Annotated in this window: 15 protein-coding genes; 11 read left to right on the forward strand and 4 right to left on the reverse strand. The window is 34.4% G+C overall.

Annotated features, from left to right (window positions below):
* Positions 1-87: 87 nt before the first annotated feature.
* The 4 genes from spxA (at position 88) to pepF (ending at position 4,942) form a co-directional block, all read left to right on the forward strand.
* Complete coding sequence (gene spxA / locus ACFVR1_RS00650; RefSeq protein WP_053590237.1) at positions 88-483, forward strand: transcriptional regulator SpxA; 396 nt, start codon at positions 88-90, stop codon at positions 481-483.
* 280 nt (positions 484-763) lie between these two features.
* Complete coding sequence (gene mecA, locus ACFVR1_RS00655; protein ID WP_387579039.1) at positions 764-1,432, forward strand: adaptor protein MecA; 669 nt, start codon at positions 764-766, stop codon at positions 1,430-1,432.
* Positions 1,433-1,902: 470 nt separating this feature from the next.
* Positions 1,903-3,057 (forward strand): competence protein CoiA, encoded by a 1,155-nt coding sequence (locus ACFVR1_RS00660; RefSeq protein WP_387579041.1) that lies wholly within the window; start codon positions 1,903-1,905, stop codon positions 3,055-3,057.
* Between the two features lie 64 nt (positions 3,058-3,121).
* A complete protein-coding gene (gene pepF / locus ACFVR1_RS00665) occupies positions 3,122-4,942 on the forward strand; it encodes an oligoendopeptidase F (RefSeq protein WP_387579043.1) in 1,821 nt (606 codons plus the stop codon).
* A 1,046-nt stretch (positions 4,943-5,988) separates the two neighbouring features.
* Here the strand turns inward: pepF and ACFVR1_RS00670 are convergent.
* From ACFVR1_RS00670 to ACFVR1_RS00685, 4 genes are all read right to left on the reverse strand, one after another.
* Positions 5,989-6,828 carry a DsbA family protein gene (locus ACFVR1_RS00670; protein ID WP_387579045.1) on the reverse strand — a complete coding sequence of 280 codons (840 nt, stop codon included), beginning with the start codon at positions 6,826-6,828 and terminating at the stop codon, positions 5,989-5,991.
* Positions 6,825-7,223 carry a globin domain-containing protein gene (locus tag ACFVR1_RS00675; RefSeq protein ID WP_387579047.1) on the reverse strand — a complete coding sequence of 133 codons (399 nt, stop codon included), beginning with the start codon at positions 7,221-7,223 and terminating at the stop codon, positions 6,825-6,827. The genes ACFVR1_RS00670 and ACFVR1_RS00675 overlap by 4 nt, the downstream gene beginning before the upstream one ends.
* Positions 7,224-7,616: 393 nt before the next feature.
* Positions 7,617-8,264, reverse strand: coding sequence for a lytic transglycosylase domain-containing protein (locus tag ACFVR1_RS00680; RefSeq protein ID WP_387579049.1), 648 nt, complete (start codon positions 8,262-8,264; stop codon positions 7,617-7,619).
* 6 nt (positions 8,265-8,270) lie between these two features.
* Positions 8,271-8,846 carry a CYTH domain-containing protein gene (locus ACFVR1_RS00685; protein ID WP_387579052.1) on the reverse strand — a complete coding sequence of 192 codons (576 nt, stop codon included), beginning with the start codon at positions 8,844-8,846 and terminating at the stop codon, positions 8,271-8,273.
* A 75-nt stretch (positions 8,847-8,921) separates the two neighbouring features.
* Here ACFVR1_RS00685 and ACFVR1_RS00690 point away from each other — a divergent pair, with 75 nt between their 5' ends.
* The 7 genes from ACFVR1_RS00690 (at position 8,922) to ACFVR1_RS00720 (ending at position 14,112) form a co-directional block, all read left to right on the forward strand.
* Positions 8,922-9,329, forward strand: coding sequence for a UPF0738 family protein (locus ACFVR1_RS00690; RefSeq protein WP_387579055.1), 408 nt, complete (start codon positions 8,922-8,924; stop codon positions 9,327-9,329).
* Between the two features lie 30 nt (positions 9,330-9,359).
* Positions 9,360-10,037 carry a GTP diphosphokinase gene (gene yjbM, locus ACFVR1_RS00695; protein ID WP_387579057.1) on the forward strand — a complete coding sequence of 226 codons (678 nt, stop codon included), beginning with the start codon at positions 9,360-9,362 and terminating at the stop codon, positions 10,035-10,037.
* Positions 10,034-10,840 carry an NAD kinase gene (locus ACFVR1_RS00700; protein WP_387579059.1) on the forward strand — a complete coding sequence of 269 codons (807 nt, stop codon included), beginning with the start codon at positions 10,034-10,036 and terminating at the stop codon, positions 10,838-10,840. Before yjbM ends, ACFVR1_RS00700 begins: the two co-directional genes overlap by 4 nt.
* Positions 10,837-11,745, forward strand: coding sequence for an RluA family pseudouridine synthase (locus ACFVR1_RS00705; RefSeq protein ID WP_387579062.1), 909 nt, complete (start codon positions 10,837-10,839; stop codon positions 11,743-11,745). Before ACFVR1_RS00700 ends, ACFVR1_RS00705 begins: the two co-directional genes overlap by 4 nt.
* 259 nt (positions 11,746-12,004) lie before the next feature.
* Positions 12,005-13,360, forward strand: a complete 1,356-nt coding sequence (mgtE, locus tag ACFVR1_RS00710) for a magnesium transporter (RefSeq protein WP_387579935.1) — start codon at positions 12,005-12,007, stop codon at positions 13,358-13,360.
* A 60-nt stretch (positions 13,361-13,420) separates the two neighbouring features.
* Complete coding sequence (locus ACFVR1_RS00715) at positions 13,421-13,834, forward strand: hypothetical protein (RefSeq protein WP_387579064.1); 414 nt, start codon at positions 13,421-13,423, stop codon at positions 13,832-13,834.
* Positions 13,835-13,938: 104 nt separating this feature from the next.
* The gene (locus ACFVR1_RS00720; protein WP_387579067.1) at positions 13,939-14,112 is read left to right on the forward strand and encodes a hypothetical protein; all 174 of its coding nucleotides are present in this window, start codon (positions 13,939-13,941) and stop codon (positions 14,110-14,112) included.
* The last annotated feature ends 269 nt before the right edge of the window (positions 14,113-14,381 follow it).

A 14,381-nucleotide genomic window follows, 5' to 3' on the forward strand; every position in this document is an offset into this window, starting at 1 on the left:
ATACTTGAAAAGTAAAGCATTACATTAAACTAATTATAATCTACTTTATATAACACAATCACTTACTGAAAGGAAGTGTTTTTATTGATGGTAACATTATTTACTTCACCTAGTTGTACTTCATGTAGAAAAGCAAAAGCGTGGTTGGAAGAGCATGATATTCCTTATACAGAGCGTAACATTTTTTCTGAACCACTTAGCATAAGCGAAATAAAAGAAATTTTAAGAATGACAGAAGACGGTACTGATGAAATCATTTCAACACGATCTAAAATTTTTCAAAAATTAAATGTAGATGTAGAAAGTCTTCCACTACAACGTCTTTACGAGTTAATTCAAGAATATCCGGGATTATTGCGTCGACCAATTATTTTGGATGAAAAACGACTTCAAGTTGGGTACAATGAAGATGAAATACGTAGATTTTTACCAAGAAAAGTGCGTGCTTATCAATTGCTTGAAGCACAACGTCTTGTAAATTAAAAATAAATTAAACTGGTTGCTTTTCAAAAACATGAAAAGCAATCAGTTCTTTTGGACATTTTATTAAAACGCATGCTGGTCAAAGGCGACTGCCTAGATTTTGTTGTGCGTTTTTTAATTTTTTTCTTGCATTGTTATTTAAACTTATTTAGAATGCATATAATCTCGTTTTATTGTAAAAAGGTGAGCACGAATCCTTTTCTTTTTTTGTTAAACAACATACAATAGTAGTAGACATTGCAATAGGTAAAACGGTAGGAAGCGAAAGGAGATGTGTTAAATGGATATCGAGCGTATCAATGATAACACTTTCAAAGTATACATTTCATACATCGACATTGAAGAAAGAGGCTTCAGCCGAGATGAAATTTGGTTTAACAAAGATAAGAGCGAGCAGCTTTTTTGGGAGATGATGGATGAGGTTCATGATGATGATCATTTTGAAGAATTAGATGGTCCATTATGGATTCAAGTTCATGCGATGGAAAAAGGTTTGGAAGTGATTGTAACCCGAACGGAAATGACCAAAGGGAACGATCGATCAGAATCAAGTTTTGAAATAGAAGACCACACTGGTAAAATTTTCAAAAACGGTACTTCGAATTCTTTAGATAATCATCAATTTGAAGATTTTCCTAGCTATATGGATGATTTAGAAGAGTTACCATCGGATTATACGTTTGTTTTTAACAATTTTGATGATATTCTACCACTGGCCAAAAAAATGGATAAAAAGAATATTCAATCATCGTTATATCACTACGAAGATAAATATTACTTAAACGTTTATTTTAACTTTGATATGAACGAAATTGTTACCATTCTGGATACCATAAGTGTGATATCTGAATTTGCTAACCGTACAAACAAGACAATTCATGTCATTCAAGAATACGGAAAAGAAATAATAGCAAACGATGTATTTACCGAATTAAATAAACATTTTTAAACCTTCCTTAAAAAGAAGGTTTTTTTGTTTGAATAAAAAAGTATTTTCTATTATTTTGAATACGCTGCACAGTCAAGGGTATTGATTTGCTTACTAATCCCATAGGGGTCACCGCCTTCTGCTACAATCTAGTTTCTAAACGGTAAGAATATACTTTTGTCCAGTTAATAAACTGGTGTACTTTCTTTTGCTTATCAAGGAAGGTAGAATCGGAGAAAAAATAGTTAGTATTAACGGATAAAGAAGCGGTGGTGGCGGCGACTGCAGGAATAGCATGTGTTTGAAGATTCCGCAGGAACTGGTGGAGTGGAGACCAAAGCCATTACCGAGAAAAGCGTGCACCAAAGCGGAAATCAAACAGTATTTCCACGATTTCTCTTCTTAAAAGGACTTAGCTTTTTTTGCCCGATTTTTCTTCATAGTTGTACTTGCTATTTTTACGGAAAATTCATACAATTGAAGGGGAGGAGTTGGTCACTATTTTAACAGCGGTTACGAAACAGGGGTATCTATTAATTCCTGCGAGGTATACCCAAGAACAACTAACTGATATTAATAAAAATACTTCTTTTCTATGCATGCAATGTAAGGAAGAGGTCATATTAAAAAATGGGAGGATTAACATTCCACATTTTGCTCATAAAAGAAAATCACAATGCACTAATTCATTTTCTGAAGGAGAAACGGAGGATCATTTGAATGGAAAACTCCAATTATATGAACTTTTTAAGCGACAAAATGTACAAGTTCAATTAGAAGCATCTATCCCATCTATTAAGCAACGTCCAGACATATTAATACGTAGCAAAGAAAATATAGTTGCTATTGAATTTCAATGTAGTCAAATTTCGACCTCTATTATTACTGAAAGATCCAAAGGATATCTAAATCATTCTATAATCCCACTTTGGATATTAAGATCCCCAGCGATTTCCGAGTTTCCCACTCGCGAAATTGGAATTATGAAACTGTCAGTGTTTAAACAACAGTTCTTCCGAGCATATCCCACATTCGGTAAGATTATTCTCACTTATTGTCCTCAAACAAAGTATTTTCACTATATTTCGAACACACTTCATATTCGTTCAAATACTTTTATTGTCAAAACAAAAAAATTATCTTTGGATAATCAAACATGGCCATTTGCATTAGTTAAACGTATATCTTTTGTGGAGTATAAAAAGTATTTAGAAATCTATCGTATACAACGATTTAAGCAATTAGAAAATATATATTACTATAATAGAAAAGGTGTACAATCAGTCTTTTTACAAATTTGTTATAGATGGCAAATGTACCCTACCAAGCTTCCTTTGTTTATTGGAATACCGACATCATTTGCTGAAGCATTTCATATTCATGCAGTTGAATGGCAACTTCAATTAGTCGATTATATAAAGAAAAGAAATATTACCATTTATCAAGTAAATGAATCTCATTGTGAGGAGTTTCTATACGATCGTCCAATGGGATCTAATGATATGAATCAAAAACTAAAAGCAGTAAAGGCTTATATCCAAGTCTTGAGAGATAGTGTTATTAAGTTAGATGCGGAGTTATATTTGTCCAAAATGAACTACTCAGAAATGAATCTGTTACTTTATAGAGAATTTCTTGCAAATTGACTAGAATATTGAGAAAATAGTAAGTGTTAAAAGAATTTAGATGTAAATGGAAGGGGAGTTCATCTTGACAATAGAAACAAAAAACAAGATATTAACAAGAGAAGAAGTAGGAGAGCATTTAACATGGAAATTAGAAGACATTTTCGCTTCTAATGATGTATGGGAGAACGAATTTAAAGAAGTTTCGGAGCTTTCACAAAAAGCTACTACTTTCCAAGGAACAGTTGAAAATGGTGCTGATGCTTTATTAGCTGCTTTAACATACCGAGATGAACTAACTGGACGCTTACGCAAGCTCTATTCATATGCACATATGCGCCATGATCAAGATACTGGTAATAGCTTATATCAAGCAATGGAAAGTCGTATAAAATCACTTTATGTAAAGATTTCTACAGAATTATCCTTTTTAGTTCCAGAGATTTTATCTGTCGATGAGGCAGTCATTTCTCAATATTTAACGGAGAATGAAGACTTAAAAGTATATAGTCAACTACTGGAAGAGATCAATAAAGAACGTCCTCATGTTCTTTCACAAGAAAAAGAGGCGTTACTTGCACAGTTCTCGGAAATTGCTGGTGCATCATCGGATACGTTTGGCAAACTAAATAACGCGGATTTAGAATTTCCATTTATTAAAGACGAAGAAGGAAATGAAGTACAATTAACTCATGGCAGATATTCTCGCTTCTTGGAAAGCAAAGATGGCCGTGTACGTGCAGACGCATTTAAAGCAATATATGATACTTATGGAAAGTTTCGCAATACATTTGCATCTACGCTAACAGGAAATGTTAAAGGGGATAATATACAAGCAAAAATTAGGAACTATGCATCTGCTCGTGAAGCAGCAATGTCACAAAATCATATACCTGAAAGTGTGTATGATAACTTGGTAGAAACTATCAATAAAAATGTTCATTTACTTCATAAATACGTGGGGTTACGTAAAAAAGTTTTAGGTCTTGAAGAGCTTCATATGTGGGATTTATATACACCACTTGTAAAAGAGGTAGATATGGAATTTACGTATGAAGAAGCTTGTGAAACAATGCTTAAAAGCTTTGAACCACTTGGTGAAGAATATGTATCTATTGTGAAACAAGGCTTGGAAAATCGCTGGGTTGATGTTGTTGAAACAAAAGGTAAACGTTCAGGAGCGTACTCGTCAGGTACTTATGGAACAAACCCATATATCTTAATGAACTGGCAAAATAACGTAGATAATCTTTTCACGCTTGCACATGAATTTGGACATAGTATTCATAGTTACTATACACGTTCAAATCAACCATATGTATACGGGGATTATTCTATTTTTGTAGCTGAAGTTGCTTCAACATGTAACGAAGCATTGTTAAATGATTACTTATTAAAAACAATTGAAGATCCTAAAAAACGGATTTATTTATTAAATCACTGGTTAGAAGGTTTCCGTGGAACAATATTCCGCCAAACAATGTTTGCAGAATTCGAACACATAATTCATAAGCTTGACCAGGACGGAGAAGCCTTGACTGCTGATAAGTTAACAGAGGAATATTATAATTTAAATAAAAAATACTTCGGTGACGAAATAATCATTGACGAACAAATAGGATTGGAATGGTCGAGAATCCCTCATTTCTATTACAATTACTATGTGTATCAATATGCAACCGGCTTAAGTGCTGCAACAGCTTTGAGCAATCAAATTCTAACTGAAGGAAAACCAGCAGTAGAACGCTATATTAATGAATTCTTAAAAGCGGGATGTTCAGATTATCCAATTGAAGTATTGAAAAAAGCTGGTGTAGACATGAATACAGCTGCTCCAATTGAAGAAGCTTGTCGTGTGTTTGAAGAGAAATTAAATGAATTAGAACAATTACTATTAGAACAATAATTACTAGGTCTGGCATATGCCAGACCTTTTTTAAATGAAAGAAAAAGCTCAAGGCCAGGGTCTTGAAGTGCTTACTAATTCCATAGGAGACGACCTTTAGTCCAGAGCAATTTGGAAAGGTGAAGGATTAAAGGTGCTTCCTGTTTTTTTAAAAGATAAAAAAGCATATGGATTATCGTCCTGTGAAACTAGTGTTCATAGTACTTTAAGAATTAAATAATATCACGGATTTCTGTTTTAGGTGGACGTGTTCCGCGGGGGCGCCGCTACGCGTTCGTTGTGATAGCTCATCTGTCTCACAGAGGAACAAAGGCTAAGAGCACCACATCGTGTGGCAACGCCTTCGTGACCAACATCCTGTTGGCCTCCGGCTGTAGTCGCCACCTTTTACTACAATCCATTAAGTGCGTAGTACCTTACAAGAAGATTTAGAACAGCTATCGCTAAGAGGATAGAAATAGTTTAATTAAACGTAGTGATCATGTCATCCTGTAATCATTCTTACTATGCAATTATAAATTGTCCTAAAAGCGTCTGCCATAGCGGAAAGCAACGACATCCATCTGCTACACTTCTTGAAAGTACGTGGCGTCTTTTTGCCGGGTTTTTCTGATAGCAGAATAAGTTTAGATCTGCACAAATTAGGGCAATGCTTAAATAATTCGTAAAAGTTGGACGTCCTATGTATGACGAATTTGTGAAATGAGTATCTAATATATTGTATTTATTAAACTGACATGTTAAAGTAAGAGTGTGAAATAAATCACAAGATAACATACACCCCTTTGTTTGAACGTGAACATTTCTCCCATCCCCTTTGTAAAAAAGAAAATGCCCTTTCCTCAGTTGGAGGAAAGGGCATTTTCTTTTTTAATCTTACACAAAAGACGTAAACGAGACGTTTCCTTTCGATTAAATTATTAGAATCTACTTTCACAGGAATGAAATGAAAAGGTATTAACTTCAAAATAGGAAGAGATAAATCTTCGATGAGCTAATTGTTCTCTACGAGATATTTAAAATCTAGTAATAGAAAAGCAGCCTAATTAACGAGAATTAGGCTGCTTATATTTATTTAATCTCCAGAATATAGTGTCTTGTAAAATCAATCGTTCTACTTCTTGCAATAGAAGGCGTTTTTTCATTTCACGTTCTGCTTGCTGTTCTGTAATACCATAATAGCAAGCTATTTCACTAGTAGTTAATGAATGAAAACGGTCAAATAACTTTTCTAGAGTTGGTGGTTGTTGTTTTTGTGGTTCTTCATAAAGCATTTCTTGTAAGATTTGTACATATATTTCGTATGGATAAATTCCGGAAACTTTAATACCTTCATCCTCAATGTTTTCATTAAAGAAAACAATACTTGGAAAGGACGTAACTTGCATTTCACTAGTTATGGATAAATCATTTTGAAAAGAACGAGCACATTCCTTCGATTGAAAATCACTAGTGAATTCATTTACGTCAATATTGACTTCATTTGCAATATTTTGCAGGACTGCAAATGATGTTACATTCTTTGTTTTCAAAAAAAGATGTTCTTGAATTTTGTTAAAAAAACGAAGAGCAGCTCTTTTTCCCTGAAATTCTGCTGCTTTCACTGCAATAGAAGGAAGTACAGGGTGATCTAATTCGGAAATGTCACAATGACTTTTTAGTATTTGTTCATTTTGTTTGTTACAAAAATTGTTCAATTTACTTAGCTGAGTACTGAGTACATTGCGGATTGTAAAATACTGTCCATATTCCACTTGCAATTTCCGAATGATTGGTTGCAAATCCCAACATGCTGAACAAAGAGGATCAAGAAAAATATACATTTCAATTGGCTTGTTCAAAAAAGAAGGAGCAATCGTTTCAGTCGGAATTTGAATTCTTGTCACATTTTTTCCTCCTCATGATTCATTTGATTAACCATGTGGTTGGCAGTAAGTTCAAGTCTTCTATAAAAATCGTTGCGAAATTTCCCGTCAAGACCTACTTTATCCATTGCATCACTCATACAAGCTAGCCATGCTTCTGCCCGCTGAGGGGTGATGGGGAATGGATTATGACGCATTTTCATCATCGGATGTCCGTGTTCTTCTGTATATAAATTAGGTCCGCCTAAATATTGAGTTAGAAATTGTTTTTGCTTTCTCGCTGTTTCCGTTAAATCAGCTGGAAAAATTGGCTTAAGCTTAGGGTGTTTTGCTACATTTCCATAAAAAGTATCGACTAGCTGGGATAATTTATCTTCACCGATTTCATCATATGGTAGTATTGGTTTCTCTGTCATATTTGTTACTCCTTTGCTTTGCTCTATTTACATTCTATCAATCAGCAACAAATATCTCAAACAATTAGACTGAACTAATAATAAGAGTTCGTTCCTACGCAAGCAAGTAAAATTACTTCCGTACAAGCACTACTGAGTAAATTGTACTATGAATTCAGCGGTCTTAACAAAATGCATTTAAAGGATGCACTTTTTTTATAAGGCACACTTTGATAAAGAAGGGCAAAGCATCCGAAATTAAATGATATCTTGGATGCTCGGAAAAATAGAACAGGTTTATTCCCTAATATTGAAGTCAAAAGCACTTTGACTTCACGTATTCCAAGATTTAAGGAGCATAAAGTGAAGTCACCTCACGCTCCTTATATAAATATCGCTTATTTTTATCTTAAGTTATGCTTGAAAATAATTCATTACTTTCTGCACGTAATTTTGGGTTTCTTTATATGGAGGAATGCCATCATGTTTTTTCACGGAACCAGGTCCAGCATTGTAAGCAGCTAGTGCTACTTCTATGTTCCCATTAAATTGATTAAGCATTTGTCGTAAATATTTTGCTCCACCCATAATATTTTCTTCAGGATCGAATAAGTTATTGACACCTAAATATTTTGCCGTACCAGGCATTAATTGCATTAATCCGGAAGCACCAGCTGAACTTACAGCGGAAGCATCAAAATTGGATTCTTGTTTGATGACAGATGAAATAAGTTTTTCCGGTACATTAAACTTATCTGCTGCACGTTGAATTATTTCTTCATAGTTAGAAGATGAAGAACTATTTGATAGATAAGTTGAAGCAGACTTGACTAAATTTTCATTTTGAAATGAAATATTAGATGGAATAAATACAGATGAGCTACTATTGTAATATAGTGAAGAATCTAAATTGGATGGATACTCACTATCACTATTTTGAAGAACTTCTCCAAGTAACTCTGAAAATAAGGAAGTACTATTCGAACTTTGAGAGCTTTGGACTGCACCTAACGACTGCATTGCATTTATTTCCATTAATGTTTTTAATGATTGAACATCCATAAGGTATCAACCTTTCAACGAATTATTATAGTTTACAAGTCGGGCAATTTTTTTATCGGTATTTCGAAGAGGGATTCTGTGAATTGCTAAAAGTTCCAAAAACTTTTTTCGCCCATTTTCGACATCTTTACTTTCATATTCTACCTCAAAATCCTCCGTTTGGCTATAAATGGAATGGTCAAAAAATAAAATGCCATTTTCATAATTTATTTGGGCTCGATTTGTTTGCATGCTACCAATACAAACTAAGGGACTTTCATTTTTTATTTGCTGGAGAAATGGTACAGGTGGAAATTGCAAATTGTTTAGAATGTCATCTCTTTCTATACCCGTAATTAGGTGGGTTGTTTCATTCATAATATGTTCTTTTTCTGGGACCTTTAGCGTTAATTCGTTTCTAGTCGGCAACACACGCAATCTAAAGCCCATTTTATTATTTTTAAAATAGTGATTTGGTGTGTCAAAATAATAGTTGGTTTGCATTTGGAAACTAGAGTGTTTTATGTTGAAATGTTTAACTAATTTTTGGAATTCATCCTTTGTAAGTAAGTTCTTAAACTCAATTTCTTTTTCGGTATGCATTAATTCACGACCTTTCATATTATTTCTATTATAGACCGTTTGCAAAGGGATTCAATATGTTAAAATAGTGGAAGAATGGACAGAAAGGAAAGATTTATTTTGCCTATTACATATAATGTGCACAGTGGCGTGCAATTTGAGAACGATATTCGTTTTACTCTGGAAGAAAATTCAATGTTAGAAAAAATAGCAGCAGGAGGTCAAATGATTACTGATTCTGATTCGTTTGCTTTTATCTACTTGTTAGAAGATGAAACAGGATATCATTATTTAAAGTTCGGCCAAGATGTTTGGCCGATGCTTGTAAGTACATTAAAAGCAACGGATGAACCAACTTTACAAATTGGAGATACCGAGCTAACTTTGAATATGTTTAGAGAAGAACTCGAAATGCTTATATTCAATATTGAAGGAAATGATAACTACGGGGAAGAATTTTCACAAGCAGTAGAAGATGCATTCGAAGAGATTCTAAAATCGTAGAAAAAGTCATGTGAAGTGGAGGTGACGCTTATGGGGCAGTGGGAACGTTTTTTAGAGCCTTACAAGCAAGCAGTTTCTGAGTTGAAAATTAAGCTAAAAGGAATGCGTTCACAATTCGAAATAGAAAATACCAATTCTCCTATAGAATTTGTTACAGGGAGAGTAAAACCTTTAGCGAGTATTTATGATAAATCACTTGGAAAAGGAATTGTTTTCGAACCTTCAGATACGTTAGCAAAAGAAATTCCGGATATTGCTGGATTACGAATGATGTGTCAATTCGTTGATGATATCGAAACTGTCGTGAAAATGTTACGAGCTAGAAAAGATTTAACTGTTGTCGAAGAGCGAGATTATATTTCACATAAAAAGCAGAGTGGATACAGATCTTATCATATGATTATTGAATATCCTGTTCAAACGATACACGGTGAGATAAATATTTTAGCAGAAATACAAATTCGTACACTTGCGATGAACTTTTGGGCTTCAATCGAGCATTCATTAAATTATAAATATAAAGGCATTTTCCCAGAAGAAATAAAGAAAAGATTACAATACGCTGCCGAAGCAGCATTTCGTTTAGACGAGGAAATGTCTCTAATACGAGGAGAAATACAAGACGCACAAAAATACTTTAGTGCTAACAAGGAATTGTCCACCCCTAGAATACATGAAAGTAAAACGGAAGAGAGGCGCAGACTTTGAAATTTTTCATACAGTCTCGAAATGATGAACTATCTAATAAGTTAATGCAAAGTGCCAAAGCGTACTTAATAGACTTTGGTCTAATTTTAGATGAAGAAAATCCAGATATTGTGTTATCTATTGGGGGAGACGGTACACTTCTACATGCATTTCATAAGTACAAGCATTTGGCATCATCTGTTGCATTTGTCGGTATTCATACTGGTCACTTAGGTTTCTATGCGGACTGGAAACCTGCTGAAATAGAAAAATTAGTTATTAGTATTGCCAAAAAAGAATATGAAGTGATTGAATATCCATTACTTGAAGTGACTATTAATTATCGTCATGGGGAAGATAGTTCCGTTTATCTAGCGGTAAATGAGTCTACAGTAAAATCTCCCGATGTAACTTTAGTAATGGATGTAGAACTGAATGGAAATCATTTCGAACGCTTTAGAGGAGATGGACTATGTATGTCCACACCAACAGGCAGTACTGCGTATAATAAAGCTTTAGGTGGAGCCATTGTCCATCCTTCGTTAGAAGCCATGCAACTAGCAGAAATTGCTTCTATAAATAACCGCGTATTCCGTACAGTTGGATCTCCTTTAGTTTTACCAAAGCATCATTCTTGCTTATTAAAACCAGTAAAGGGACCAGATTTTATGGTAACGGTGGATCATTTGCAATTATTACATAAAGACGTTCAATCTATTATGTACAGAGTTGCAAAGGAAAAAATTCGTTTTGCTCGTTTTAGAGCATTTCCATTTTGGACAAGAGTGCACGATTCATTTATAGATAGTGATCTTGAAAGATGAAAAACAAACGAGTAACTTTATCTTTTGAAATGAAAGAACATAATATTGTCTTAAGAGATGCCATAAGAAAATATGGTATCTCTAAAAAAGCGTTGACAAGTATAAAATTTGAAGGCGGTAATATTCTTGTTAACGGTGAAGAAAAAACGGTTCGACATATGCTAGAAATAGGGGATGTAGTAACTATTACTTTTCCAAATGAGAAGAAAAGTGAAGGATTGGTGGCTGAAAAAGGTGAATTTCCAATACTTTTTGAAGATGACCATTTATTAATTCTTTCGAAAAAAGCTGGAATAAGTACAATTCCTTCCAGAGAGCATCCAAATGGCACGATTGCAAATTATGTAGCTGGTTATTTGAAAGAAAGTGGATTGACTTCGACAGTTCATATAGTGACGAGATTAGACAAAGATACTTCTGGTATTATTTGTATTGCGAAACATCGCCATGCTCATCATTTATTAAGTGAGATGCAGAAGTCACGTACAATTTTCCGGACATATGAAGCAATTGTTCATGGTCATCTCGAAGAAGATGATCTGACTATAGATGCTCCTATAGGACGTAAAGATGGTAGCATTATTGAAAGAATAATCACACCAGATGGAAAAAATGCAAAAACAACCGTTCAAGTAATAAGACGTTTTTCTATTCAAGGAGAAAACATATCACATGTAAGATTAAAGCTACATACAGGTCGGACCCATCAAATACGAGTGCATATGATGTCTATTGGTCATCCACTAATAGGAGACGATTTATATGGAGGATCTCACTTGTTGATTAAGAGACAAGCTTTGCATGCAAAAGAATTAGGATTTATACATCCTTTTACAAATGAAGTGATTCAGATTCAAGCAGTTTTTCCTCAAGATATGAATGAAATACTAAATAAAACCTACTAAATTTTCCATTAAGACAGGAGTTTTTAGTAGGTTTTTTTTAGATAAGATTTCATATGAAATAAGATGAAAATTTCCCAGGGAATAATTAGAGAGACTCACTTCATTCATCTTATACAGGTCTCAAAAAGATTGATTAATAATAGAAGGAAATTCTTCTCAAATACTTGTTTTAGCTTTTCTTTCGGTTGCTTAATCGCAATAAACCCCATACAATATATAAGGATAACCGCGGAAAGGAGTGAGAAACGTGAAAGAAGAAATGAATCAGCTACAATTAGAAGAGTCGCACTTAGTTGAATTTTTAAGTAATGATTCGATGGACGAATTTAGAGATGAATTTATGCAACTTCACCCATATGACCAATCGTTATTTTTTGAAAAGGTGGAGCCAGATATACGAAAGAAAATCTTTCACTACCTCTCTCCTAAGGAAATGGCGGAGCTTTTTGAAGCGACAAAGTTTGATGAAGATCATTATGAATATTATTTAAAAGAAATGGATACAACTTACGCTGCTGATATGCTTTCTTATATGTATGCGGATAATGCAGTGGACGTGTTGAACGAGTTAGGAAAAGACCAAGTAGCCAGTTATTTAAGTATAATGGATGAGGAATCTGCACAGGAAATAAAAGACCTTCTACATTACGAAGAGTATACTGCTGGTTCTATCATGACAACAGAATATGTAGCGATTCCAGAAACCTCAACTTGTCGTTCTGCAATGACCATTTTACGAAACGAAGCACCAAATGCAGAGACTATTTATTATTTATTTGTGGTAAATGAATCACATCAACTAACGGGAGTAATTTCATTGCGTGATTTAATAATTGCGGATGAAGATACACTCATTAAAGATATTATGAATGAACGTGTAGTAAGTATTTTAGTAAGTGAGGATCAAGAAGAAGTAGCCCGAACAATTAAAGATTACAATTTTCTTGCAGTACCTGTTGTTGATTTTGAACAGCATCTACTCGGAATTGTAACAGTTGATGATATAATCGATGTTTTAGACGAAGAAGCATCGGATGATTACTCTAAACTTGCTGGGGTATCTGACATGGATACATTTGATAAAAGTCCGTTTCAAGCAGCAAAGAAGAGATTGCCATGGCTTGTGATTCTATTGTTTTTAGGAATGATGACTGCAAATCTCATGAGTATTTTTACAGAAACATTATCGAAAGTAGCTTTGCTTGCCGTTTTTATTCCATTAATATCAGGGACTGCTGGTAATAGTGGAACGCAATCTTTAGCTGTAGCCATTAGAGGAATTGCAACCGGTGATATTGAAGAACAAAGTAAGCTAAAATTATTATTACGTGAAGCAGGAACAGGACTAATAACCGGCCTATTATGTGCAATGCTAGTAGTAGGAATCGTTTTCTTTTGGCAACATGACTTGGTAATTGGGTTATTAGTTGGAGCGGCTCTTCTAGGTTCTATTTTTGTTGCAACAATTGGTGGTTCGTTTATTCCATTATTAATTCACCGTATGAAAATTGATCCGGCTGTTGCATCTGGTCCTTTTATTACTACAATTAATGATGTTATTAGTATTTTAATATACCTTGGACTTGCAACATTATTTATCTCTTCAATATCATGAGTAGGCTTTTTTCACACTTTTAACTAAAGGTGCATAAAGTAAAGGAAAAAGGATGTGTCTGTGAATTCTTTCAATGATCCTTTACTTTATATAAAAGGTCCACCTGTTTTTCATCTATATCCAATTCAGTCTAATATTCAGATGGAGGCTGTGATGAACGTAGGTCTTGAGGTACCAGCTATGGAGGTACCAAAGGAAGTGCAAGAAGAAAGCACATCGATATATGAAATACGTAGCAGTATGTCCAAGAAAACTCTTGCAATATTAGAAAAGCTAATTTTTCTTGCAAAACCATTCCAACGAAGAGCATATCGTCCACTTGTTTTTCATCTTGCAGGAGGAATCTATCTACAAGGTGAGGTTGAAAAAGTAGATGATGAATTTGTGACTTTTGCTGTTGGGTCTGGAGAATCAATTACTTATCGAGTTGATCAAGTTGATAAAATCGTTTGGCGAGGTACGGAAATGAAGTGAATCTCGAAAACTATCCTGAGTAGGATAGTTTTTTTTTTTCAGAAATAAAATCATTATTAATAGCTATGCCATGAACAGGTCCGCTCCAGGGGGGAAGCATAAGGATGCTTCCCTTGCTCCTGCGCAAGCTCGTCGCAGAAAAGATTTTGCTCCTGCGCAAGCTCGTCGCAGAAAAGATTTTGCTCCTGCGCAAGCTCGTCGCAGAAAAGATTTTGCTCCTGCGCAAGCTCGTCGCAGAAAAAGATTTTGCTCCTGCGCAAGCTCTTCTCAAAAATTAATTTCTCAGCGCTTTTGGCCAGGGTCTTGAATTGCTTGCTAAACCGCTAGGAATCTCCGTCTTCCGCTTCACTCAAAAGACCTAATTAGGAAAGAGTATACTTCGTCCAAGTAATGAACAGATACTTTCTTTTTGCTTGTACAAATGGCAAGCAGACCCAGAGAAAAATAGGTAGTATTTACCGATTAAGAAGTGAAGAGCTTCCAAAATGGTATCTTCGGAAGCTTTAAAAGAGTAGTAAAGAATTCTTTCTTTAATTATCCAAACAAA

The sequence above is a fragment of the Psychrobacillus sp. NPDC058041 genome (assembly GCF_042885655.1).
Classification (GTDB): Bacteria; Bacillota; Bacilli; order Bacillales_A; family Planococcaceae; genus Psychrobacillus.